The 25260-nt window shown below is 72.4% G+C and carries 10 protein-coding genes; 2 read left to right on the forward strand and 8 right to left on the reverse strand.

The genetic code is table 11. The annotated features are described in order from the left end of the window. Positions 1 to 167: 167 nt before the first annotated feature. From ABTZ59_RS15910 to ABTZ59_RS15930, 5 genes are all read right to left on the reverse strand, one after another. The gene (locus ABTZ59_RS15910; RefSeq protein WP_351396748.1) at positions 168 to 707 is read right to left on the reverse strand and encodes a GNAT family N-acetyltransferase; all 540 of its coding nucleotides are present in this window, start codon (positions 705 to 707) and stop codon (positions 168 to 170) included. Positions 708 to 862: 155 nt separating this feature from the next. Beyond that, a complete protein-coding gene (locus ABTZ59_RS15915; protein WP_351396751.1) occupies positions 863 to 2446 on the reverse strand; it encodes an amidohydrolase in 1584 nt (527 codons plus the stop codon). Further along, entirely contained in the window at positions 2443 to 3342 is a 900-nt protein-coding gene (locus ABTZ59_RS15920) for an ABC transporter ATP-binding protein (protein ID WP_351396754.1), read from the reverse strand. The genes ABTZ59_RS15915 and ABTZ59_RS15920 overlap by 4 nt, the downstream gene beginning before the upstream one ends. A 17-nt stretch (positions 3343 to 3359) precedes the next feature. Then, positions 3360 to 4433 carry a FecCD family ABC transporter permease gene (locus tag ABTZ59_RS15925; protein WP_351396757.1) on the reverse strand — a complete coding sequence of 358 codons (1074 nt, stop codon included), beginning with the start codon at positions 4431 to 4433 and terminating at the stop codon, positions 3360 to 3362. 26 nt (positions 4434 to 4459) lie between these two features. Further along, a complete protein-coding gene (locus ABTZ59_RS15930) occupies positions 4460 to 5527 on the reverse strand; it encodes a FecCD family ABC transporter permease (protein ID WP_351396759.1) in 1068 nt (355 codons plus the stop codon). 261 nt (positions 5528 to 5788) lie between these two features. Between ABTZ59_RS15930 and ABTZ59_RS15935 the strand changes: the two genes are divergently transcribed. Both ABTZ59_RS15935 and ABTZ59_RS15940 read left to right on the forward strand, forming a co-directional pair. Then, a complete protein-coding gene (locus ABTZ59_RS15935) occupies positions 5789 to 7486 on the forward strand; it encodes an ABC transporter ATP-binding protein (RefSeq protein WP_351396762.1) in 1698 nt (565 codons plus the stop codon). Next, on the forward strand, positions 7483 to 9378 hold the full coding sequence (locus ABTZ59_RS15940; protein ID WP_503002917.1) for an ABC transporter ATP-binding protein: 1896 nt from the start codon (positions 7483 to 7485) through the stop codon (positions 9376 to 9378). The genes ABTZ59_RS15935 and ABTZ59_RS15940 overlap by 4 nt, the downstream gene beginning before the upstream one ends. Before the next feature lie 192 nt (positions 9379 to 9570). Here ABTZ59_RS15940 and ABTZ59_RS15945 read toward each other — a convergent pair whose 3' ends face one another. The 3 genes from ABTZ59_RS15945 to ABTZ59_RS15955 form a co-directional block, all read right to left on the reverse strand. Further along, positions 9571 to 9780: an MbtH family protein gene (locus ABTZ59_RS15945; RefSeq protein WP_249950224.1), complete on the reverse strand. Its 210-nt coding sequence runs from the start codon at positions 9778 to 9780 to the stop codon at positions 9571 to 9573. Beyond that, entirely contained in the window at positions 9777 to 24047 is a 14271-nt protein-coding gene (locus tag ABTZ59_RS15950; RefSeq protein ID WP_351396765.1) for a non-ribosomal peptide synthetase, read from the reverse strand. Before ABTZ59_RS15950 ends, ABTZ59_RS15945 begins: the two co-directional genes overlap by 4 nt. A gap of 109 nt (positions 24048 to 24156) precedes the next feature. Continuing rightward, positions 24157 to 25200 carry an iron-siderophore ABC transporter substrate-binding protein gene (locus tag ABTZ59_RS15955; protein WP_351396768.1) on the reverse strand — a complete coding sequence of 348 codons (1044 nt, stop codon included), beginning with the start codon at positions 25198 to 25200 and terminating at the stop codon, positions 24157 to 24159. Between the last annotated feature and the right edge of the window lie 60 nt (positions 25201 to 25260).

A 25260-nucleotide genomic window follows, 5' to 3' on the forward strand; every position in this document is an offset into this window, starting at 1 on the left:
CGCCCATGTACTGGACGTACTTGGGCGACTCCGACAACGCGGCGAGGTGCGGTGCCAGGCGTCGCGGGCCCGCGAAGATCGACCGGACAGGACCTGGGGCCTTGACACGGGTCGGGCCTCGACGCCGCCGTGCGGGAGCGCATGACCGGCGGCGACAGCGCCGCTGGTCACAGGACGCGGGCGAGGACCTTGGCGCCGCGCCGCGGATCCAGCGACCGCGCCCAGGTCTCCGGGGCCCGGTGCGGGGAGACCGGCGCGAAGCCGTGGTGGAGGAAGACCCGGCCGCTTCCGGTCGTCGCGGTGAACAGTGTGTCCAGCGCCCGCGCACGCCCCTCGGCGAAGGCCCCGGCCAGGAGCCGTGCGCCCAGACCACTGCCCTGCCGTCCGTGCGCGACGCAGAAGTTGTACAGAACGCCGGCCGCACGCCCGTCGCGTGTCGGTTCGGGGTGGACACGGAGCGCCAGGCAGCCGTCCAGCGTTCCGTCGGGCGCCTCGGCCACCAGGAAATCACCGGCCTGCCAGGCGTAGACCTGGAACGGCCGGGCACGCAGCGCGCCGGAGCGTACGAACGGCTCGGAGAGCGCGGCGAGCGCGGCGGCGTCCCGGGTGCGGCCCGGACGCACCCGGCTGACGGGCACGGCGGGCGGACGTGTCGGGTGGGTCGCGTCAGACAGCCGCGTGGCGGGGCGCGGCCTGGCCGTGATCAAGGCGTTCCTTCCTCGGCTCCATCGCGTGAGACACCCTGTTGGTGCGCCGTTTCACCTCGATGAAACACAGTCAGAGTAAGGTTAGCCTTACCTAAGTGTTCAGCCAAGTCCTGTCTTCGTCACCGCCGTCGACCGGGGCGCCGTCGACCGGGGGCTCACAGTTTCCCGCTCTCCGTCGCCTCGCGTCCATCCACGAAGGTCGCCACGACCTCGATGTCGCCGATTCCGGAGGGCTCGACATGGTGCGGGTCGTCGCCCAGGACGACGAAGTCGGCGCGCTTGCCCGGGGTGAGGCTGCCCGCGCTGTCGTCCCATCGCGCGGCGTACGCCCCGGCGAGGGTGTAGGCGTGCAGCGCCTCGTCGACGGTGATCGCCTCGTCCGGCCCGATGAGCTGCCCCGAGAGCGAGGCCCGCTCGACCATGAACTGAATGGCCCGCAAAGGCGATCCATCGGTGACGGGGCGGTCGGAGCTGCCGACGAGCGTGACGCCATGGTCGAGGAAGGCCCGGCCGCGGTACATCCAGGGCGCACGCTCCGAGCCCATGATCGTGGCGTAGTCGTCGCCGAAGTAGCGCAGGAAGTTGGGCTGGATCACCGCGGCGAGTCCGAGCCGGGCGAAGCGGGGCAGTTGGTCCGGCCGGATGAGCCCGGCGTGCTCGATACGGTGGCGCGCGTCGGTGCGGGGCCTCAGCGTCTGCGCCCGCTCCAGGGCGTCCAGGGCGAGATCCGCGGCGCGGTCGCCGATGGCGTGGACGGCGAGCTGCCAGCCGGCCAGGTGGCCGTCGACGATGAGGGAGGTGAGGTGCTCCGGGTCGTCCTGGAGGCGGCCCGTGTGGGTCATCCCCTCGTAAGGGGCCGTGAGAGCGGCCGTACGGGCCATCATGCCGCCGTCGGTGTAGATCTTCAGAGCGCCGATGGACAGCCAGTCGTCGCCGAACCCCGTGCGCAGGCCGAGGTCGAGCGCGCGCGGGATGCCGTCGTTCTCGTGCGCGCCGAGTGGCCGCAGGGTGTCGGCGCCCGGCATGAGCTGGACCCGCAGCGGCAGACGAGCCTGGTCGCGCAGGAGTTGATAGGCGCCGAGCTCGACAGGGCTGTGGCCCAGCAGGCCGCCGCCGATGCCTGCCTCGGCGCAGGCCGTGATGCCTTCGGCGAGGCAGGCGCGTGCGGCGTACTCGATGGCGTCGGCGAGTTCCCGTTGGGAGTACGGCAGTCGCAGGCGGCGTACGGCGCTCATCGCACTCTCCACGAGGACGCCGTTGTCATGGGGAACGTCGGCCGACAGCAGGTCGAGCACGGCGCTGTTGACCACACAGGCGTGACCGGAATCGTGCATCACGAACACCCGGCGGCCCTGGCTGACCGGGTCGAGATCAGCCGCGGTCAGGTGCCGTCCGAGGACTCGCTGGTCGTACCCACCGATGTGCACCCACGCACCGGGTGCGTGGGGGCGGGAGGCGGCGTCCGCCACGACGGCGAGAACATCCTCGACGCGTTCGAGACCGGCGATGCTCGGGGAGCTCGCCTTCAGCCCCGTCCACGCGAGGTGGACATGGCTGTCGATGAATCCCGGGAGGACGGTGGCGCCCTGAAGGTCGATCACCTCGCGGGCGGGCAGTGAGGTCACGGCCTCGTCCAGGCCCACGATCCGGCCCCGCCAGATGCCCAGGTCGTGAGCGACCGGCCGTTCCGGGTCCATGGTGAGGACGCGCGCGTTGGTCAGCCTCGTGCACAGCGTCATGCGGAATCCATCCGGGTCAAAGAGGTTTCGGCGAGCATGGCGCCGGCCGCGTCGTACGGGAGGTCGGCCGCGTCCGTCTCGGGCTCGTACCGCCGGGGGGCGGCCGGCACCATCAGCGGAGTGCCGGTCTCGGGGTCGCCGATGATCCGGCAGGGCAGGCCGAACACGTCCTCGACGAGCTCGGCGGTCATGACGGTGGCGGGGTCTCCCTGGGCGGCGATGATGCCGCCCGGCCGCATCACGATGAGGTGAGTGGCGTAGCGGCATGCCTGGTTGAGATCGTGCAGGACCGCGACGACGGTGTGGCCCTTGCGGGCGTGGAGTTCGGCGCACAGGTCGAGCACCTCGACCTGGTGGGCGATGTCGAGGAAGGTGGTCGGTTCGTCCAGCAGGAGGATGGAGGTCTGCTGCGCCAGCACCATGGACAGCCAGACGCGCTGCCGCTGTCCGCCGGAGAGGTCGTCCACGGGACGGTCGGCGAGTTCGAGTACGCCGGTCTGCCGCATCGCCTCGGTCACAGCCGCCTCGTCCTCGGCGGACCACTGCTTCAGCAGGCGCTGGTGGGGGTACCGGCCGCGGGCCACGAGGTCGCCGGCCGTGATGCCGCCCGGCGCGCTGGAGGACTGCGGGAGCAGGCCGAGGCGGCGGGCGACCTCACGGGAACGGTACGAGGCGATGGCGGCGCCGTCGAGATAGACCTGCCCGGCCTTCGGCCTGAGCATCCGGGCCAGCGCCGTCAGCAACGTCGACTTGCCGCAGGCGTTCGGCCCGATGATCACCGTGAAGGAGTGATCGGGGATGTCGACGCTCAGGGACGTGGCCACCGTCCGCTGGTCGTAGGACAGCGTGAGGTCCTCGGCACGCAGCCGGGGCCGAGGGCGGTTCTTTCCAGTCATGCGCGGCTCTTTCGCGGTCATGCGCGGCTCTTTCGCGACTCGGTGATCAGCAGCCAGATGAGGTAGAGCCCGCCGATGGCGCCGGTCGCCGTGCCCACCGGAAGGAGCGCGGGTGCGAAGACCCGCTGCACGACGAGGTCGCTCAGGGCGAGGAGGACGGCGCCCATGAGCGCGGACGGCAGCAGCGCCGGGCCGGATGACCGGGTGAGTGCCCGGACCACTTGGGGCGCGGCCAGGGCGATGAACCAGATGGGCCCCGTGACGGCGGTGGCGAACGCGGCGAGGGCGACGCTGATGATGAGGAGGATGGTGCGGGTGCGTGTCACATCGACGCCGAGCGCCATGGCGGTGGTGTCGCCCATCTCCACCATGGAGAGGCGGCGGGAGAGGAGAAAGGCCGGCGGCAGCAGTACGGCGAGGGCGAGACCGATGGCGTTGGCGTGCGTCCACAGCCGGTTTCCCAGACTGCCGATCAGCCATGCCTGGGCCTCCAGCGCTTCCTGGAAGGTCGCCCGGGTGATCAGATACGAGTTGACGGCGAGCAGCAGGGCGCTGACGCCGATCCCGATGACGACCAGCCGGAAACCCTGCAAACCGCGGCCGACCAGGAGGAGGTTGACGGCGAGCGCCGTGGCGAGACCACCGACCAGCGCGCCGAACGCGATCTGGGTCATGCTGCCGTGCAGCACGATGATGACGACGAGCGCGCCCACGGCGGAGCCGTTGGTGAAGCCGATGATGTCGGGGCTGCCGAGGGAGTTGCGGGTGAGGCTCTGCAGGATCGCCCCGCTCACCGCGAGGGCCGCGCCGACGAACACCGCGGTCAGGATGCGCGGCATGCGCAGGGTGTTGACGACGAAGTCGGCGGAGGCGGATCCGCTCCCGGTCAGCGCCTTGAGGACCTCCCCGACGGAGAGCGGGAGGTCACCGGTGGTCAGGGTGATCCCCACGACGACGACCAGCGCGACGAGCAGCAGGACGGTCACGGCGAGGACCCGGCCCCGCACCCGCAGCGAGACCCCGCCCGGTCCGATGCGGACGACCCGGTCGCTGATGACGCGGGGGGCGGGGGTGTTGACGGATCCGGGCACGGAGGCTTCCGCCCCCTGGGCGGCGCTCACAGCATGACCAGCTTTCGACGACGGCACAGCGCGATGAACAAGGGCGCCCCGATGAACGCGGTGACGATGCCGACCTGCACTTCGCCCGGCGCGCCGAGCACCCGGCCCAGCACGTCCGAGCCGATGAGCAGGACCGGTGCGAGCAGTGTCGAGTACGCGAACACCCAGCGCTGATCGGTTCCGGAGATGAACCGGGCGACATGGGGAACGGCGAGCCCCACGAAGCCGATCGGTCCGACGGCCGCGGTCGCGGCGCCGCACAGCAGCATTACGGCGACCGCCGCCAGCACACGGGTACGGCCGACGCGCACGCCCAGGGCGCGACCCAACTGGTCGCCCATCGCCAGCGCGTTGAGGGACGGGGCCAGCAGGAAGGCGATGACCACTCCTACGGCGACGAACGGCAGGACGAGGAACACGATGTCGTAGTACCGGCCCGCGAGAGAGCCCACGGTCCAGAACCGGAACTGGTCGAACGCCTCCGGATCGAACAGCAGCACCCCCCAGTTGAAGGCGTACAGCACCGCGGTCACCGCCGCTCCGGCGACGACGAGCCGGTCGGGGGTGGCCAGTTTCCGCCCGGAGGAGCCGAGGAGATGGACACCCACCGACGCCACGGCCGCCCCGGCGAGGGCGAACCACACATAGCCGAGGGGCGCGGCCACGCCCATGAACGCGATGGCCACGACGACTCCGGCGGAGGCGCCCAGGTTGACCCCGAGCAGTCCCGGGTCGGCGAGCGGATTGCGGGTCAGGGCCTGCATCAGGGCGCCGGACAGCCCGAGGGCCACTCCGACGAGGATGCCCAGGAGGGTACGGGGGATCCGGTAGTCGTGGATGATGACGGCGGCTTCCGACCCGTCAGGGCGCCACAGGAGGTCCCAGGTGGAGGCGAACGGAATCCCTCTGGTGCCCACCCAGACGCTGACCAGCGAGACGAGGACGAGCGCGCCGAGCGTCACGAGAAGCCCGAGACCGCGCAGGGCCGCGGCGGCCGGACGTGCCGCGGGCACGACGGGACCACCGGTCTCGCTTCCGGACGCCGCCCGGGCTTCGACAGACAAGGACCACTCCCCCGGCGGCGTTCGCGCGCCCCGCGCACCGCACGAGGCGTTGAACATTGGTGTGCCGCAAGCGATATGACATACGAACGATGCAACTTAGGTGAGCCTAACCGTACAGTCGCGACGGGGTCAACGCGGGGGCGCGGCCTGCGCCGACGCCCGTACCACGAGCCCTCGCGGAGCCCCGGGCGCACCCTTGGCACGGACCGTAATTAAGCTAGGCTTACCTAACTATCCCCCTTGTTCTTATGGAGGCGCCGCATGCCCGCTGGAGGACCAACGGGGGGCCATGTCCTTCGGAGAGCGCTCGCCGACCAGCGCCGCCGTGTCGTCGGAGCGTCACTCCTCGGCATGGCGCACCAGGCGTGCGAGGCCCTTGTCCCGGTGGTCGTCGGTCTGGTCATCGACGAGGCGGTGGCGACCGGTTCCTCCGCCGCCCTGCTGCGTTGGCTGCTGGTGCTCGCCGGTCTCTTCCTCGTGCTGTCCACGTGTTACCGGAACTCCGCGCGGCTCACCGAAGGCGCGGGCGAGGGCGCCGCGCACCGGATCCGGCAGGACCTCGCCACCCGGGTGCTCGATCCCCGGGGCGGCGCCGACTCCGGGCGGCTGCCCGGCGCGCTGACCGCCGTCGCGACCGGTGACGCCCGACGCGTCGGCTCGGTCGCCTCCGCGCTGACGTACGGTCTGTCCGCGATCGCCGGGCTGGTCATCAGCGCGGTGGCACTGCTCCGTATCTCCGTGCCGCTCGGTCTGCTCGTCCTCCTCGGCGTGCCGCCCCTGCTGTGGATCGGCCATCTCATCAGCCGCCCGCTCGAACGGCGCAGCGAGACCGAGCAGGAACAGGCGGCCCACGCGTCCGGGGTCGCCGCCGACCTGGTCGCCGGCCTGCGCGTACTGAAGGGGATCGGCGCCGAGCCCGCGGCGGTCTCCCGGTACCGGGAGACCAGCCGGAGTTCGCTGTCCGCCGCCTTGCGGGCGGCCAACAGCCGGGCCTGGCACGACGGCGCGATCCTCGCGCTGACGGGCATCTTCATCGCGGTCATCGGACTCGTCGGCGCTCATCTGGCGATGCGAGGCACCATCAGCGTGGGTGAGCTGGTGGCGGCCGTCGGACTCGCCCAGTACCTTCTCGGTCCCTTCCAGCTCCTCACCTTCGTCAACGGGGAGTTCGCCCAGGGCCGTGCCTCGGCCGACCGGATCGCCGAGATCCTCGCATCGCCTCCCGCCGTCGTGGCCGGGGCGGCCACGCTTCCCGACCCGGTCCTCGGGCGACTGCGGCTGCGGGGCCTCACCCAGGGCGCGTTGCGCGGCGTCGATCTCGACATCGCGCCCGGCGGCCTCGTCGGTGTGGTCACCCGTGACCCGGCCGCCGCGAATGATCTGCTGCTCTGCCTGGGCCGCGAACTCGACCCCGCCGAAGGCACCGTCGAACTCGACGGCGTACCACTGAGCGATCTCGACCCCGGCGAGGTCCGCCGCGCCATCCTGGTCGCCCACCACGACGCCGACCTGTTCGAGGACAGCCTCCTCGCCAACGTACGGGCCGGAGCGGACACCGAGGCAGTGGACATGAGCCCGGCGCTGGCCGCCTCGGCGGCGGACGACGTCGCCCAGGCCCTGCCCGAGGGAGTCGACACCGTCCTCACCGAACGAGGCCGGTCGCTGTCCGGCGGCCAGCGCCAGCGGGTCGCGCTCGCCCGGGCCCTGGCCGCCGACCCGCCGGTCCTCGTCGTCCACGACCCGACCACCGCCGTCGACACGGTCACCGAGGCCCGCATCGCGGCCCGGCTGCGGGACCTGCGCCGGGGCCGCACGACCATCCTGGTCACCACCAGCCCCGCCCTGCTCGCCGGCACCGACGTCGTGGTCATGCTCGACAACGGCCGGGTGGCCGCGCGGGGCAGCCATCCCGAGTTGGCCGGCGCCCACGAGACGTACCGCGCGGCGGTGCTGGCATGACGAACGCTCAGCACAGAGACACACACGACCAGGACCCGCACGACCAGGACCCGCGGGACCCGGATCCTCGGCACCGAGACAAGAAGGACGACGGACGGACGATGAGCGGACCCGGCACGCCCGAACGCGCACTCCTGCCCACCGCCACCGGCGCCCAGACCCTCGCCGTCGTCCGTGGACTACTGCGCCGTCACCGGCCACTGGCCGTGGGCGCGGTGACCGTACTGGTCGTCGGCACGGGCATCGGGCTGCTGACCGCGCCGCTGCTCGGCCACATCGTGGACCTGGTCGTCGACGAGCGCGGCGCGAGCGCGCTGACCGTACCGATGCTGCTCCTGCTGGCGGTGGCCGTCGCCAGGGCCGTCGCGACCGCCATCGGCAAGTCCCTCGTCGCCAGGCTCGGCGAGACGGTCCTCGCGGACCTGCGAGAACGGTTCATCGCACGGGCGCTGCGACTGCCGCTGGAACGGGTCGAGCAGGCCGGCTCCGGCGACCTGACCTCGCGGGTGACCGCTGATGTCACCCTCATCGCGAGGGCGGTACGGCAGGCCCTGCCCGAATTCATCGGCGCCTTCCTCACCATCGTGCTGACCCTGGGGGGTCTCGCCGTCCTCGACTGGCGTCTGCTGCTCGCGGTGCTGGTGTCCGCGCCCGTGCATGTCCTGACGGTGCGTTGGTACATCCCGCGCGCCGCGAGCGTCTACGCCGCGCACCGGGTGGCGACCGGCGCGCTCCAGCACCAGCTGCTCGACAGCGTCGGCGGGGTGCGCACCGTACGGGCGTTTCGTCTGAACGGGCGTCACGCGGAGCTGCTGGAGCAGCGGTCGCAGGCCGCCGTGGACCTGGCGGCGCGGGGTATGCGCCTCGTCTCGGGCTTCTTCTCCCGCCTGAACATCGCCGAGTTCATCGGCATGGCGTCGATCCTCGTCACCGGATTCCTCCTCGTCGACAACGGCTCGGTGAGCATCGGTACGGCGACCGCGGCGGCGCTCTACTTCCACGGTCTGTTCAACCCGATCAACGCCGCGCTCTTCCTCATCGACGACGCCCAGTCCGCCGGGGCGAGCCTCGCCCGTCTCGTCGGCGTATCGGGGCTCCCGGCCGAACGGGAGCCCGACGAGCGGGCCGCCGCGCCGGTGGACGGCTCGGTCAAGGTGGTGGACCTCGGCCACGCGTACGTGGCCGGTCACCCGGTGCTCCGCGCGGTGGACCTGGAAGTGCGGGACGGCGAACGGGTGGCCCTGGTCGGTGCCAGCGGCGCGGGCAAGACCACGCTGGCGAAGCTGATCGCGGGCGTCCACACCCCGACGGCGGGCGCGATCTCCCTGGGCGGCGTGGACTCCCAGGACCTGGGACCGGCCGGGGTCCGGCAGTCCGTCACCCTGATCAGCCAGGAGGTCCACGTCTTCGCCGGCCCGCTCTCCGAGGATCTGCGACTGGCCCGCCCCGAGGCGACGGACGAGGAGCTGCGCGCCGCGCTCGCCCATGTGGACGCGGCGGACTGGGTCGACGCGCTGCCCGACGGTCTGGCCACGGTCGTCGGTGAGGGCGCCCATCGCCTCACGGTGACCCAGGCCCAGCAACTCGCCCTCGCCCGCCTCGTTCTCGCCGACCCGCCCATCGCGATCCTGGACGAGGCCACCGCCGACGCGGGCAGCGCGGGCGCCCGGGTGCTGGAGACGGCCGCCCTGCGCGCGCTGGAGGGCCGTACGGGCGTGCTGGTCGCCCACCGTCTCCCGCAGGCGGCGACCGCGGACCGTGTCGTCGTACTGAGCGAGGGCCGCGTCGTCGAGACGGGCACCCACGACGAACTCGTCGCTGCGGGCGGCCGCTACGCCGAACTCTGGTCGGCGTGGTCCGACAGCCGCCAGGAACCAGCGGTCCCGGCGTAAGGGTCCGTCCCGTCCGCGTCCGTCCCGTCCGGACCTCGCGCGAAGCTCCCGCCCAGGACATCCGGGCGGGAGCTTGGCGTTGACGGAGGAGAACCGCGTGGACGGAGGAGAACCGCGAGGACGGACCACGCACCGGGACGCCGCCGCCGGTGGAGAACCCTCTCCACGGGCGGCGGCGTCCCGGTCCGCAGGTCAGCCCTGCTGAGCGATGAGGCTCGCCGGGCGCAGGTCCGTCCAGTGCTCTTCGACGTACGCGAGGCAGGCCTCGCGCGTGTCCTCGCCGAAGGCGGTCCGCCACCCGGCGGGAACCTCCGCGAAGGACGGCCACAGCGAGTGCTGATTCTCGTCGTTGACCAGGACCAGGAAGCGGCCCCGCGGGTCCTCGAACGGGTTGGTGGTCATGCGTTGTCACTCCTCGTGGACAGGGCGGTGAACAGCTCCGAGAGCGGCTGTTCCGGGTCGGCCACCACGGTGCGCAGCAGCCTTTGGAGTTCGTCGGCGAGCCGCCGTGCCTTGGCGGTGCCGAGCAGGTCGGTGGCGTGGATCAGGCCGCAGTGGACGGGGCCGTCGCCGCGCGGCTCGTAGAAGCTGAGGGTCAGCGGGGCCCGGGTCGAACCGGTGGGTACGGCGTCGAGGGAGCCGACACCGCCCTCCAGCCCCTCCAGGTCCGCCTGCTCATGGTGGATCACCATCACCCGCGGGCCCTCCGGAGGCAGTCCGGTCGCCCGTACGACCTCCTCGAACGGGACGTCCTGCCGGTCGAGGGCGCTGAGCGTAGTCTCCCGTACGCGGGACAGCAGTTCCGTGAAGGTCGGGTCGCCCGCCAGATCGGTGCGCAGCACCACCGTGTTGAAGAAGCAGCCCACCAGGTCGGTCAGCTGGTCGTCCGTGCGGCCGGCGACCATCGTGCCGATGGGCAGGTCGGTACCCGCGCCGTGCGCGGTGAGCAGCGTCGCCAGGGCGGCGTGCAGGACCATGAACATGCTGGTGCCGGTCGCCCGGGCCAGATCGTCGACGGCCGCGTGCGTCCGCTCGTCCAGGACGAAGCCCACATGGCCCGCGCCGGGCGAGGACGAGCGCGCGCCGTCGGTCGGGAGTGCCGGCTCGGCCGGCAGATCCTTCAACGTCTCACGCCAGTAGGCGAGTTGCCGGCCGCCCCGGCTGTCCGGATCGCCCGGATCGCCCAGGGCCTCGCGGGCCCACTGTGCGTAGTCCGTGTACGAGACCGGCAGCGGCCGCCAGTGGGGCGCCCGGCCCTCCTGACGGGCCGCGTACGCCGCCGTCAGGTCACGGAAGAGCGGGACGACCGACCACTCGTCCACCGCCAGGTAGTGCATGGTCAGCAGCAGCGCCTGCTGCCCGGTGGGCGCCGTGAGCAGATGGGCCCTGAGCGGTGCCTCACGGGCCGGCTCCGGCGCCCCGGCCGCCAGTTCCGCGAGGCGGGCCTCCAGGTCCTCGCACTCCTCCCGGATCAGGGCCGGGGGCTCGGCGTCCCGGTGGTGCAGCGCGCCGTCCCGTTCCGTGAACGCCGTACGGAGGGGTTCGTGACGGGCGGCCACATCGCCGAGCGCGGCGGACAGCGCGTCCACGTCCAGAGCGCCGGACGAGCGCAGCACGAGCGCGTGATCGAAGCCGGGGTCACGGCGGTGGGCGTCCCACTGCCAGCGCTGGACCGGGGCAGCCGCCCGCGATCGGCCGCGGTCCTCCGCCGGGCGAAGTGCCGGGCGGGCGGTCGCCGCGCCCTTCAGTTTGCCTTCCAGACCGGCCACGGTGAGGGCGTCGAAGACGTCCCGGATGCTCAGCTCGACCCCGAACTCGGCGCGGATACGGGCCAAGAGCCGCATCGACGCCATGGAGTGGCCGCCGAGCGCGAAGAAGTTGTCGTGGATTCCGACCTTCTCCAGCTTGAGGATCTCGCGGAACAGATCGGCGAGCCGGGCCTGCGTCCCGGTGGCCGGGAGCGCGCCGCCGGTCATCGCGGTCCAGTCGGGCGCGGGCAGCGCCTTACGGTCCAGCTTGCCGTTGGGCGTCAGCGGCAGCGGGCCGTCCAGCGGCACGACGAGCGCCGGGACCATGTACTCGGGCAGCACACCGGCCACATGGGCGCGCAGCTCCCGCGGGTCCAGCCCCCCGGCCTCCGGCACGGCGTAGCCGACGAGCCGGACGATGTCGCCGTCACGGTCGGGCACCACGGCGGCCTGGGCGACCGAGGGATGTCCGGCGAGGGCCGCCTCGATCTCTCCGAGTTCGATACGGAAGCCACGGACCTTGACCTGGGTGTCGACCCGGCCGAGGAAGTCGAGGTTGCCGTCCGCGCGCCAGCGGGCACGGTCACCGGTGCGGTACATCCGGGCACCGGGCGGGCCGTACGGGTCGGCCACGAACCTCTCCGAGGTCAGCCCGGGCCTGCCGAGGTAGCCGCGCGCGAGGCCGCGCCCTGAGACATACAGCTCGCCCGCGACACCCGGCGGGACCGGCCGGAGGTTGTCGTCCAGTACGTAGCAGCGGGTGTTGGGGTCGGGCCGCCCGATGGGCACCCGGCCGGCCGGGCGTCCGCCGTACTCGCGCGCCGGCCACAGCGTGGAGTTGACCGTCGCCTCGGTGAGCCCGTACGCGCAGATCAGATGGGCCCTCTCGGCGAACCGCTCGAACAGGTCCGGCGGCACCGTTTCCGTACCGACCAGGACGGTCGACCCTTCGGGCAGTTCGCAGCCCGGCGGCAGGGCCGATACGAGGGACGGCGGAAGGATCATGTGAGTGATCCGCTGGTCCGCGAGGAAGTCGGTGAGGGCCGGGCCGGCGACTCGTGCCTCGTCCGTGATGAGGACGAGCCGGCCTCCCTGGCACAGCGCCATGGAGAGCTCGAAGGCGAAGACGTCGAAGCCGATCGACGCGAACTGGAGTACGTGGCTGTCGCGTTCGAGACCCATCCGGTCGACCGCGGTGGCGACGAGGCCGGCGATGCCCTCGTGCGGGACGACCACGCCCTTGGGGCGGCCCGTCGAACCGGACGTGTAGATGACGTAGGCGGCCTGGTCGAGGCCGACCCGCCTGCCGTCGACCGCGGTCTCCGGCGCGGTGTCCAGCTCGGCGGCCACCGAAGGTTCGTCGAGCAGCACCAGCGGTACGCCCGCCACCTCCGGGATCTTCCCCGCGACCGGTTCGGTGCCGACCACGAGGGCCGCGCGCGAGTCCTCGATCATGTACGTGAGGCGGTCGGCCGGGTGGACCGGGTCGAGCGGCAGGAACGCGGCGCCCAGCTTCATCGTGGCGAGCACCGTGGCGACCATGTCGACCGAGCGCGGCACGGCCACACCGACCACGCTGCCGACGCCCACACCGCGTGCCGCCAGCAGCCGGGCCACGCGGTTGGCACGGGCGTCGAGCCGCGCGTAGGTCACGGAGCGGGAGCGCTCGACGACGGCGACCGCGTCGGGGCGCTCGGCGAGCCGCCGTGCGAACAGCGCGGGGAACGACTCCTCGTCGACCTCGCGGGCCGTGGCGTTGAAGCCTTCCAGGACCATCCGCCGCTCGTCGGGGGCGAGGATCTCCGCCCGCGATACGGGCTGCTCGGGGGCGGCGACGAGGGCGCCGACGAGCGTCCGGAGGCGATCGCCGAGGCGTTCGGCGCTCTCGTGGTCGAACAGCTCCGTGGCGAATTCGAGGCGGCAGCTCAGGGAGTCCGCTCCGCCGTCGGCCGAGGTGTGCTCGGTGAAGCTGAACACCAGGTCGAACTTGGCCGAGCGGACACGGAACGGCACATGGTCCACTCGCAGGCCGGGCAGTTCCAGTCCGTCGCCGGTCCGGGCGTGATAGCCGACCATCACCTGGAACAGCGGGTTCCGGGCGAGTGAGCGCGTCGGGTTGAGCTTTTCCACCACCGACTCGAACGGCACGTCCGCGTGCGAGAACGCGGCCAGGTCAGTCTCCCTGACCCGGGCCAGCAGTTCGGTGAAGCTCGGATCACCGCCCAGGTCCGTACGGAGTACGAGCGTGTTGACGAAGAAGCCGACCAGATCGTCCAGCGCTTCGTCGCCGCGCCCCGCGATGGTCGAACCGAGGGGGATGTCCGTACCGGCGCCCATGCGGTACAACAGCGCGGCCACGGCGGCGTGCACCACCATGAACATGCTGGCGCCGCTCTCGCGGGCGAGCCGCTTCAGCCCCTCGTGGACGTCGGCGTCGAACGCGATGTCCAGTTCGGCGCCGGAGAACGTCGGCCGTGCCGGTCGCGGCCGGTCCGTGGGCAGCTCCAGTTCCTCGGGGGCGCCGTCCAGGGCCGCGCGCCAGTACTCCAGCTGCCGGGCCGCCAGACTGCCGGTGTCCGCCGGGTCGCCGAGCAGGCGCTGCTGCCACAGCGCGTAGTCGGCGTACTGGACCGGCAGCGGCTCCCACCGCGGCGCCCCGCCGCGGACGCGGGCCGCGTAGGCGGTGGCCAGGTCACGGAGGAACGGGCGGTCCGACCACTCGTCGGTGGTGATGTGGTGCAGCAACAGGACGACGACATGGTCCTCGGGCGTCAGCTCCACGATCGTGGTACGCAACGGCAGTTCGGCGGCGAGATCGAACGGCCGGTTGACGGCCTCGTCGACGATGGCGGGCACCTCGTCCTCGGTGGCGCGCAGCCGCGTCACGACCGGGCGTGCCTCCCCGGCGGCCAGCACGCTCTGAGCCGCCTGGCCGTCGGGCTCCACGAACACCGTACGCAGGGCTTCATGACGGTCCGTCACATCGGTGAGGGCCGCGCGCCACGCCTCGGCGTCGAAGACCCCGCGCAACCGCATGACCAGCGGGAAGTTGTAGGCGGCGGAGGCGCACTCGATCTGCTGGATGACCCACAACCGCTGTTGGGCGTGCGAGAGCGGCAGTGCGTCGGGCCGCACACCGGCGGTCAGCGCCGGACGGGCGGGGCCGGCGGGGCGGGCCGCGCGGGCGGCCAGTTCGGCGACGGTGGGTGCCTCGAACAGGTCGCGGATCGCGAGTTCGGCGTCAAGGGCGGTGCGGGCCCGGCTGACCAGACGGGTGGCGAGCAGTGAGTGGCCGCCCAGCTCGAAGAAGTCGCTGTCGATGCCGACGCTGCCCTCCGGCAGGCCGAGCACTTCCGCGAAGAGGGCGCACAGTGTCTCCTCGCGCGGCGTGCGGGGGGCGCGGCTCGTGCCCGTTCCGGTGAAGTCCGGGGCGGGCAGGGCGCGTACGTCCAGCTTGCCGTTGACGGTGAGCGGCAGTGTGGCCACGGGGACGAGCGCCGACGGGACCATGTAGTCGGGCAGCCCCTCCCTCAGGTGCTCACGCAGCCGCCGGAGCAGCTTCTCCCCCACCTCCGTGCCGTCCTCCGGGGCGAAGTAGCCGACCAGGCGCGGCGTTCCGGTGCTCTCGTTCACGACGACCGCCGCGTGGGCGACCTCGGAGTGCGCGGACAGGGCCGAGGAGATCTCGCCCAGTTCGATCCGGTAGCCGCGGATCTTCACCTGGTCGTCGGTACGGCCCAGGAAGTCGAGCAGGCTGTCGGGCCGCCGCCGTACGAGATCACCCGTGCGGTACATCCGCTCACCCGGCTCCCCGAACGGGTCGGCGACGAACCGTTCGGCGCTCAGCGCGGGACGGTCGTGGTAACCGCGGGCCAGACCGGTGCCCGCGATGTACAGCTCGCCGGGGCCGCCCGGCGGAACGGGGCGCAGCATCGCGTCCAGCACGTAGGCGCGGGTATTGCGGATGGGAATGCCGACGGTGGGGGTCGCGCTGTCCGCCGTCGAGCCGCCGAGGGTGTTGATGGTGTACTCGGTCGGCCCGTACAGGTTGTAGCCGTAGGTGCCCTCGGTGCGGCGCAGCTTGGTCCACACGGTGTCGGAGACGGCCTCGCCGCCGAGGAGGACCAGCGCCGGACGGTGCTTCCCGGCCGTTTCGTCCCGGTCGAGCAGGCCTTCCTCGATGAGCAGCTGGGCGTAGGTGGGGGTCACATTGACCACATCGACCTGGTGCCGGTCGCAGTAGGCGACCAGCGCCTCGGCGTCGCGGCGCAGCTCCTCGTCGCAGATGTGGACCTCATGGCCCTCGACGAGCCAGAGGAGTTCTTCCCAGGACATGTCGAAGGCGAAGGACACGGTGTGGGCGATGCGCAGCCGACGCCCGCCGGCCGAGGCGATGGCCGGGTCGAAGATCTCCTTCTGGTGATTGAGCTGCATATTGGTCAGCCCCCGGTAGGGCGTGACGACACCCTTGGGGCGGCCGGTCGAGCCGGAGGTGTAGATGACGTACGCCGGGTACTCCAGTCGGTCCGGGACGTCGTGGGCGAACGCGGACCGTTCGCGGTCCGCGATCTCCCCACCGGGCAGGGCGGCCAGCTCGGCGGCCACGGCCTCGTCGTCCAGGAGGAGTTCGGGCGCCACCGCACCGGCGTCCCCGCGCAGGGTCGGGGCGACGGCCGCGGTGGACACGAGGCACAGGGGTCCGGTGTCCTCGACCATCAGCCGCAGCCGGTCGGCCGGGTGGTCCAGGTCGAGCGGCAGGTACGCGGCGCCCGTCCGCAGAACGGCGAACAGCGCGGCCACCATGTCGATGGACCGGGGCAGCGCCAGCGCCACGACCTTCTCCGGCCCCGCGCCGCGGGCGAGCAGGAGGCGGGCGATCCGGTTGACGCGCGCGTCCAGTTCGACGTACGTGAGGGACCGCTCGCCGAAGACCAGCGCGACCGCGTCCGGGGTGCGGGCGACCTGCGCCGTCAGCATGTCCGCGACGGTCTCGTTCGGCACCGGCTCCCGGCCGGCGGCCCACTCGGCCGCCAGCGCGGCGCGCTCCGGGGGCAGCAGCAGGTCCACGCCGACGGTACGGGCGGAGGCGGCGTCCGGGGCGGCGAGGGCCTCCCCGAGCCTTTCGAGGATGGTGGTGAACCGGCCGAGGATCGTGGTGGCGGCCTGCGCGCCGAACAGGTCGGGCCGGGCCGCCAGGGTCACTCGCAACCGGGTCTCGGGCGTGACGATCACAGTGAGCGGGAAGTGGGTACCGTCCACGTTCGACACATCGGTGATGCCGTACCGCTGCCGGAGCGCCGCCGCCCGGTCCTCGCCGTCGGCGGAGCGGAGCACGAAGAGCGTGTCGAAGAGCCGTCGGTGGCCGGTCTCCCGCTGGAGCGTGCCGAGTCCGACGTACTCGTACGGCATGACCGCGGCCCGCTCGGACTGCATGCCCCGGAGCAGGTCGAGCAGCGGCTCGTCCGGGGTGAACCCGACCCGTGCCGGGACGGTGTTGAGGAACATACCGATGATGCCGGCGACGTTCGGCACCTCCGCGGGCCGTCCGGCGACCGCCGTGCCGAAGACGACGTCGTCGCGGCCGGTCATCGCGGAGAGGACCAGCCCCCAGGCGGCGTTGAGCACCGTGTTCAGGGTGAGACCGTGCCGCCTGGCCAGGGCGCGCAGCCGGTCGCTGGTCTCCCGCGTGAGCACCGCGTCGAAGTCGGCCGGGATGACCGGACCCGCGTCGCGGCCCACCGGCGCGACGAGGGTCGGCTCGCCCAAACCGGCGAGCGCGCCGCGCCACGCGCCGACGGCCTGGGCCGTGTCCTGCTCGTCCAGCCATGCCAGGTAGTCGCGGTACGAGCCCGGGGCGGGCAGACCCGTGGGGTCGCCGTCCCGCTCGTAGAGCGTGAACAACTCCTCCATGAACAGCCACGCGGACCAGCCGTCCCACAGGATGAGGTGGTGGGTGACGATGAGCCGGTCGCGGCCGTCCCCGAGCCGGATCAGCTGGAGGCGGCACAGCGGCGGCGCCGCCAGGTCGAAGCGCTCGCGGCGGTCGGCGGCCGACAACTCGGCCACGCGGGCGTGTTGGTCCTCGGTGGCCAGCCCGGACAGATCGGTTTCCACCAGGGGGACCTCGGCACCGTCCACGACGAACTGCACGGGCCGGGACAGGCCGTCGCTGGTGAATCCGGCGCGCAGGCCGGCGTTGCGCTCCAGGAGCGTTCGGCAGGCGGCGCGCAGCCGGGCCGCGTCCAGCCGGTGGTCGAAGTCCAGGGTCTCCTGCGACAGATAGACGTCGAGCGCGTCCCCCGCGTCGTAGGTGGCGTGGAAGTACATGCCCTCCTGGAGCGGGGAGAGCGGCCAGATGTCGGCGAGCGGCAGCCCGGCGACGGCCTCGACGCGGGCGTTCTCCTCCGCGGACAGTTCCAGCCCGCCCAGCGGGGCGGGGGCCGGGGGCGCCGCCGGCACGGCGGTGGTCAGCTGGTCGAGGAGCGCCTTCAGGGCCGGGTCGACCGCCGCCCCTGAGCGTTGCTGCTGGGCGAGCATGGCCTGGAGTGCCGCGGCGGCCTGCCCGGCCTCGGCGGCGGACACGGTCACACCGTCCGTGGGCGCCTCGGGGCCGCTCGGGCCGGCGTCGGCGGCGTCGGCGGGGTCGGCGGGATCAGCGGGATCAGCGGGCGCGCTCACGGCCGCGGCGGCGAGCGCGGCGGGGGTGCGGCGCTCGAACACATCGCGCGGGCTGATGGTCAGTCCCCTTTCACGGGCGCGGGTGGCGACGGCGATCGAGGTGAGGCTGTCGCCGCCGAGCATGAAGAAGTCGTCGTCGGCACCGATCCCGGCGTGGCCGAGGACATCGGTGTAGATCTCGCACAGGGCGCGTTCCCGCTCGTCGCGGGGTGCCCGGCCGCCCGCCCCGGGGGTGAGGGACGGCGAGGGCAGGGCGTTGTGGTCGAGCTTGCCGCTGGGCGTCAGCGGCAGTTCGTCGACGGCCACGACGGCCGTCGGCACCATCGCCGCGGGCAGTGCCTCGGCGAGCGCCCGGTGGAGGACCTCGGCGTCCGGGACCGCGCCGGGAGCGGGTACGGCGTAGCCCAGGAGCGTCCCGTCGCGGACGATCACAGCGGAGCGCGCGACACCCGGCAGGGCGACGAGCGCGGCCTCGATCTCGGCCGGCTCGACGCGATTGCCGCGGATCTTGACCTGCCGGTCGGTGCGACCCAGGTACTCGACGGCGCCGTCGGCGCGGCGCAGGACCAGGTCCCCGGTCCGGTACATGCGCGTGCCGGGCTCGCCGAACGGGTCGGCGACGAACCGCTCGGCGGTCAGGCCGTGTCTGTCGTGGTAGCCACGGGCCAACTGGACCCCGGCCAGATACAGTTCGCCGGGCACACCGTCCGGGACGGGGCGCAGGAAGGCGTCGAGCACGTACAACCGGGTGTTCCACACGGGGCGGCCGATGGGAACGGCGAGTTCGGCGCCGCCCTCGTACGCGAAGTGCGTCACGTCGACGGCCGCCTCGGTGGGACCGTACAGGTTGTGCAGCGGTACCGGGCCCCGGCCGTGCCGGGATGTCAGCTCCCACCAGCGGCGGGCGTCCGGGCCGGTCAGGGCCTCGCCGCTGGCGAACACCCGGCGCAGGCTCGCCGTCCAGTCCGGGGCGTCGTCGGCGGCGTCCATCGCCTGGACGAACGCGGCCAGCATGGACGGCACGAAGTGTGTCGTCGTGATCCGCCGGGCGTGGATCAGCTCGGCCAGATAGGCCGGATCGCGATGGCCGTCGGGCCGGGCGAGGACGACGGTCGCGCCCTCGACCAGGGCCCAGAAGAACTCCCAGACGGACACGTCGAAGCTGGACGGGGTCTTCTGGAGCACCCGGTCGTCGGCGCTGAGGCGGTACTCCCCCTGCATCCAGGCGAGGCGGTTGACGATCGCGCGGTGGGTGACGGTGACGCCCTTGGGGCGCCCGGTGGAGCCGGAGGTGTAGATCAGATACGCGGGGTGATCGGGTCCCGCCTGCGCACCGGGCGTCTGGGGGACCTCCTCGTCGTGGTCCACGACGACATGTTCGAGACCCGGTACGTCGGGCAGTCGCCGGGCCGAGTCGCCGGTGGTCACGACGGTACGGGCCGCCGAGTCGGCGAGCATGAACGCCACCCGGTCGGCGGGGTAGTCGAGGTCCACGGGCAGGTAGGCGGCGCCCGCCTTGTGCACGCCGAGCAGCGCGACCATCAGCTCCGCGGAACGGGGCACCGCGACCGCGACGAACCGCTCCGGGCCTGCGCCGCGTGCCCGTAGCCGCCGGGCCAGCGCCTCCGCGCGCCGGTCCAGTTCGGCGTAGGTCAGGGTGGTGTCCTCGAAGACGACCGCGGGGGCGTGCGGGGTCCGTGCCACCCGCGCGGCGAAGAGCGAGGCGAGCGTGGCATCCGCGTCGGGCAGCACGTGCGCGGTGGCGTTCAGCGCGGTCAGTCGCTCCCGCTCCCTGTCGGACAGCGTTCCGGTCCGGGCGACCGGGCGGGCGGGGTCGGCGGGCAGGGTCCGCAGCAGTCTCTCGAACCGGCAGGCGATCACCGCCACGGACAGCGGGTCGAGCCGGACCGCGTCGTACTTGAGGCGCAGCGACAGTTGGCCGCCGCCCGGCTCGACGATCAGCGCGAGCGGGTAGTGCACGGCGTCGAACACCTCGGCGCCGGTGACACGCAACGCCTCGTGGTCCTCTCCGGTGGACTGGTCACCGGACGGGAAGTTCTCGAACACCACCAGCGTGTCGAAGAGTTCACCGCCGCCCGCGATCCGCTGGATCTCGGTGAGCCCGAGGTGCTGGTGGTCCAGGAGGGCGGCGTGCTCGTCCTGGACGCGCCGCAGCAGGTCGACGAGCGACTCTCCGGCGTGCGGGGTGACCCGGGTGGGCACCGTGTTGATGAACAGGCCCACGGCCCTGTCCAGGCCCTCCACCTCGGTGGTACGTCCCGAGACGGTGGTGCCGAACACCACGTCCTGGCTGCCGGTCAGACCACCGAGGAGCAGGGCCCAGGCACCGTGTACGACGGTGCTGAGGGTGAGGCCGTGACCGCGGGTGAAGGCGGTCAGGTCGGTGGTGAGCGACTCGGGCAGCCTGACGTCCACGTGCTCGGGCATGGCGGCCGGTGCGCTCTGGTCGACGCCGGTCGCGAAGGCGGCGGGCAGCCGGGTGGGGCCGTCGAGACCGGCCAGGGCCCGCTGCCACGCGGCGCGAGCGGCGTCGCGGTCCCGGCGGGCCAACCAGGAGAGATACGGCTCCGGGGCGGGCGGCTCCGGCAGGTCCACCCCCGCGTGCGCGGCGGTGAGTTCGCGCAGCAGGACGGAGACCGACCAGCCGTCGGCGATGATGTGGTGCAGGGTGAGCAGGAGCCGCCGACGCTGCCCGTCCCTGATCAGAGTGGCCCGTATCAACGGCGGCCGGGCGAGATCGAACCGTTCGGCGCGGTCCTGCCGCAGCAGTTCCTCCAGCGGGGTGGCCGCGGTGTCGGCCTCGCGCCATGGGAGGGGCGCGTCGTCGGAGATCCGCTGGACGACCTCGCCGCCCGGGAGCTGGCGGAACGAGGCGCGCAGCAGCGGGTGCCGGTCGAGCAGCAGTTGGAGCGACCGACGCAGCCGGTCAGGGTCGAGGGCGCCTTCGAGGTCGAGGAGTTCCTGGACGACGTAGAGGTCGCCGGCCTCCGGGTCGAACTCCGCGTGGAAGAAGAATCCTTCCTGGAGCGGGGAGACGGGCAGGGCGTCCCGGTCGAGCGCCGCCCGTGCGGCCGTCCGGTCCTCCGTCGGCGTCCGGACCGCGTCGGCCCGGCCCGCCGTCCTGGCGAGCGCGGCCACGGTCCGCTGCCGGAACACGTCACGGGGGGTGATCACGAGCCCGGCGTCGCGGACGCGGTTGACCAACTGGATCGCGACGATGCTGTCACCGCCCAGCTCGAAGAAGCTGTCGTGGACGCCGACCGACGGCAGGCCGAGCACGTCCGCGAACAGCCCGGCGAGCGCGGTCTCGTCGGGGGTGGTGGGCGCGTCGCCGCCGGCCGTCGCGGTCCACCGCGGCTCAGGCAGGGCCCGGCTGTCGAGCTTGCCGTTGGGCGTCAGCGGCAGGGGTCCGTCCAGGCGTACGACGGCGGAGGGGACCATATGGTCGGGCAGCGCTTCGGCGGTCCGGGCGCGGGCGCGCGCCAGGGAGGCGTCCGGGTCCGTACCGGCCTCGGCCACCAGATAGGCCACGAGCCGCTTGGCGCCGCGGTGGTCCTCACGGACTTGGACGGCCGCCTGGGCGATGCCCGGGCAGGCCATGAAGGCGCTCTCGACCTCGCCGGGTTCGATGCGGTGGCCGCGTATCTTGATCTGCCCGTCCGCGCGTCCCAGGAACTCCAGGTTGCCGTCGGCTGCCCAGCGCACGCGGTCGCCCGTCCGGTACATCCGCGCGCCCGGTTCGGCCGCGTACGGGTCGGCGACAAAGCGTTCGGAGGTGAGCCCGGGCCTGCCCAGGTAGCCGCGGGCGAGGCCGCGTCCCGCGACATACAGCTCGCCCACGGCACCGACCGGCACACAGCGCAGCGCGGAGTCGAGCACATAGGCACGGGTGTTGGGGTCGGGCTCGCCAATGGGAGCGGGTCCCGGCCTGTCCGGAGTGGCGATCCACAGGGTGGAGTTGACGGTGGCCTCGGTGAGGCCGTACGCGACGACCACCTGGAGCCGGCCGGACCAGCGGGCGATCAGCTCGCCGGGCACGGCCTCGGTGCCGACGATCAGCACGGCGCCGTCGGGCAGGTCGCGGTCTCCCGGCAGGGCCGAGACGAGGGACGGCGGCAGGATCATATGGGTGGCGCGATGGCGCCCGATGTACTCCGTGAGGGCGGGCCCGGCGACGCGCCGCTCGGTGGGGACGACGATGACGCGACCGCCGACGCACAGCGACATGATCAGGTCCCAGACCGTCACGTCGAAGCCGGCGGAGGCGAACTGGACGACGCGGCTGTCGGACGTGATGCCGATGCGGTCGGTGGCGGTGGCGATGAGGCTCCCGACGCCGTCGTGGGAGACGACGACGCCCTTGGGCCGGCCGGTGGAGCCCGAGGTGTAGATGACATAGGCGGCCTGGCCCACGGTGATGGGCACACCCGGGTCCGAGGCGTCGAGGGCGGCGCACTCGGAGGCCACGGAGGGGTCGTCGAGGAGCAGATGGCCGACGCCGGCGGCCTTCGGCAGTACGTCGGACAGTTCTCGGGTGGTGATGACGGTGCGCGCCCCGGCGTCATCGAGCATGTAGCGGAGACGGTCCCGCGGGTGGTCGACGTCCAGCGGCAGGTAGGCGGCCCCTGCCTTCATGACCGCGAGCAGGGACACCACGAGTTCGGGGGAACGCGGCATGGCCACGGCGACGACGTCCTCGGCGCCCACGCCGCGGGCGGCGAGGAGGCGGGCCAGCCGGTTGGCCGCCGCGTTCAGTTCGGCGTAGGTGAGCTCCCGCTCCTCGCAGACGAGGGCGACGGAGTCCGGGGTACGGCGGACCTGCCGCTCGAACGCGGCGGGCCAGGAAAGCTCGGCGGTCTCGCGCGGTGACACGCCGAACTCGTCGAGGAGTCGGCCCCGCTCCGCCCCGGAGGTCAGCTCGACGCGGCCGACGGGGCGGTTCAGATCGTCGGCCAGGTCGGCCAGCAGGGCCAGGAAGCGGCGCTCGTGAGCACGCAGGGTCTCCTCGTCGCACATGTCCGCGTCGGCGTCGATATGGACGCGGATGCCGAGCCCTCCCCCGGTCTCGGCGAAGTTGAACGCCAGGTCGCTGACCGGGCCGAGCCAGACCGGTTCGAGTCCGCTCTCGTGGTCCGAGAACCGCAGGTCGTCGGAGCGGGGCAGGATGTTGACCGTCGGGCCGACGAGTTCGGGTACGCCGTCGGCCAGGCCGAGTTCCCTGGCCAGGTCCTCGGCGCGATAGCGCCCGTGGTCGACCGCCTCGGTGACCGCGTCACGGACCTCGGCCAGCAGTGCGGCGCCGGTCGTACCCGGGCGGACGGACAACCGCAGCGGGACGATATTGGACACCATGCCGGGGATGCCGGCCGACTCGGTGTCCTGGCGGGCGGCGATCGGCAGGCCGAGGACGAGGTCCCGCTCACCACTGACCCGGTGCAGGTAGGCGGCCACGGCCGAGAGCAGCAGGCGGGAGACCCGGGTGCCGGCCCGCCGCGCGGCGGCGTACAGGGGTTGGGCGTCCACCGGGGACAGCTCCGACGTGCGTCGCAGCCGCCGCGTCATGAGCGCGGGGGCACGTTCCACCAGGCGTACGGGCTCGGGACGGTCGGCCATGCGGGCCAGCCAGTAGCCGCGGTCCTCCTGGTGGCGATCCGAGGCGCGGTAGGCCAGGTCGGCGTCCACCAGGCGGGAGATCCGCCAGTCGTGGGGGGCGGGAGGCCGGTCGCCGACGGTGTAGATCTCCCCGGCCCGGCGCGTGATGAGCGCGACGCCCATGCCGTCGGTGACGATGTGGTGATAGCGCTGGTACCACACGACGTGGTCGTCCGCCAGGCGCAGCAGGGCCTGGGCGAAGAGCGGGCCTTGGGCCGGATCTGCCGGGCGATCGCGCTCGGCGTCCATCCAGTCGGCGGCGGTCCGTCCGGGATCGGAGGCACGTCGCAGGTCGACGACGGGGACGTCGAAGGGGACGGGTGCGGGCGTCTGCCGCGGTCCGTCGTCGCCGGGGCCGATCCGCACGTGCAGGCTTTCGGCTTCCCCGACCGCCCCCCGCACGGCGGCGGCCAGGCGGTCGAGGTCGATGTCGCCGCGCAGGTCCAGAGCGAACACGATGTTGTAGGCGGTGCTGTCCGGGTCGATCCGCTGGGCGAGCCAGATACCGGATTGCCCACCCGTGACGGGTATGCCGGAAGCGGACGTCCGGTCGGACTCGACGTCAAACATCGTTCGAAAGGGCCTTTCCCTGGTGGTACGTCGGTGAGGTGTGTCGCGGGACCCGCCCGTCCGTCCGCGACACTGCCCGCGGACGGACGGGACGCCGTTGTACCGGCGCTTACTTGATGGCCGCGATCAGCGGCTCGACCTCGTCGATGGCGTACGGAATCGAGAGAACGGTGTTGAAGGAGAAGGCCGCGCCGATGTCCGGGTCCTGGTACGGCACGAACAGGTCACGCTTCTCCTGGTGGACCTTCAGCTTCTTGTAGAGCGGCTCCGCCTTGATGCGGTCGTTGGCCTCGGTGCTGGAGGTGACCCAGACGAGACGGTCGACGTCGAGCACGTTCAGCTTCTCGGCGCTCAGTTCCGCGACGTTCCAGCCCGGCTTCGCGAGCGTGTCGATCTCGGGCTTCAGCCGGAAACCGAGCTCGGAGAAGAAGATCGCCTTCGGGTCGGTCTTGGTGAAGCCCGAGTACTTGCCCGCCTCGAAGCTGTCGGCGACGGCGAGGGTCTGTCCGGCGAACTCCGGGTGCTTGTCGCGCACGGCCTTGAAGCGCGCGTCGATGCCGCTGATCAGCTTCTCGGTCTCCGCCTCCTTGCCGAGGGACGTGCCGATCTGCCGGGTCATCACCTGCCAGGACGCCCCGTAGTCGGGCAGGCCCTTGGGCTGGGCGACGACCTTGGTGAACTTCGAGAGCGTGTCGTACTGTTCCTTCTTCATCCCCGAGTACTGCGCGATGACCAGGTCCGGCTTCAGCGCCACGATCTTCTCGATGTTGTACTCGTCACGCTCACCGACGATCTCCGGTTTCGTGGACCCCCACTTGTCCTTCGTCCAGGGCCACTTGCCGTACGGCTGCTCCTTGAACCAGTCCACCGCCCCGACCGGCTTGACGCCGAGCGCCAGGACCGCGTCCTGGTCCGACAGCCCCAGGGTGACAACCCTCTTCGGCTCGGCCTCGATCGTCGTACTGCCGTACTTGTGCTCCACCGTCACCGGGAAGGCGGCCGACGTGGTGCTCGCCTCACCCGAGGGCGTGGACTCGGCCTTGTCGGTACCGCCCCCACAGGCGGACAGAGCGAGTAGGGCGGCAGTGACAACGGCCACCCGGGGGACATATCTGACGAAACGCGTCAGAATGGGGCGCGTACCAGTGGACACGGATGTTCCTTTCACGGGAATTGCACGGTGCGTGCCACGCCCGTCGTGTACGACGGCGCG

This window comes from Streptomyces sp. NPDC094034 (assembly GCF_040303865.1).
Lineage (GTDB): Bacteria > Actinomycetota > Actinomycetes > Streptomycetales > Streptomycetaceae > Streptomyces.

Bases quoted from the DNA above. Each gene is read 5' to 3' on its own strand.
- ABTZ59_RS15920 (WP_351396754.1), bottom strand. From the start codon at position 3,342: ATGACTGGAAAGAACCGCCCTCGGCCCCGGCTGCGTGCCGAGGACCTC.
- ABTZ59_RS15915 (WP_351396751.1), bottom strand. From the start codon at position 2,446: ATGACGCTGTGCACGAGGCTGACCAACGCGCGCGTCCTCACCATGGAC.
- ABTZ59_RS15950 (WP_351396765.1), bottom strand. From the start codon at position 24,047: ATGTTTGACGTCGAGTCCGACCGGACGTCCGCTTCCGGCATACCCGTC.
- ABTZ59_RS15935 (WP_351396762.1), top strand. From the start codon at position 5,789: ATGCCCGCTGGAGGACCAACGGGGGGCCATGTCCTTCGGAGAGCGCTC.
- ABTZ59_RS15945 (WP_249950224.1), bottom strand. From the start codon at position 9,780: ATGACCACCAACCCGTTCGAGGACCCGCGGGGCCGCTTCCTGGTCCTG.
- ABTZ59_RS15940 (WP_503002917.1), top strand. From the start codon at position 7,483: ATGACGAACGCTCAGCACAGAGACACACACGACCAGGACCCGCACGAC.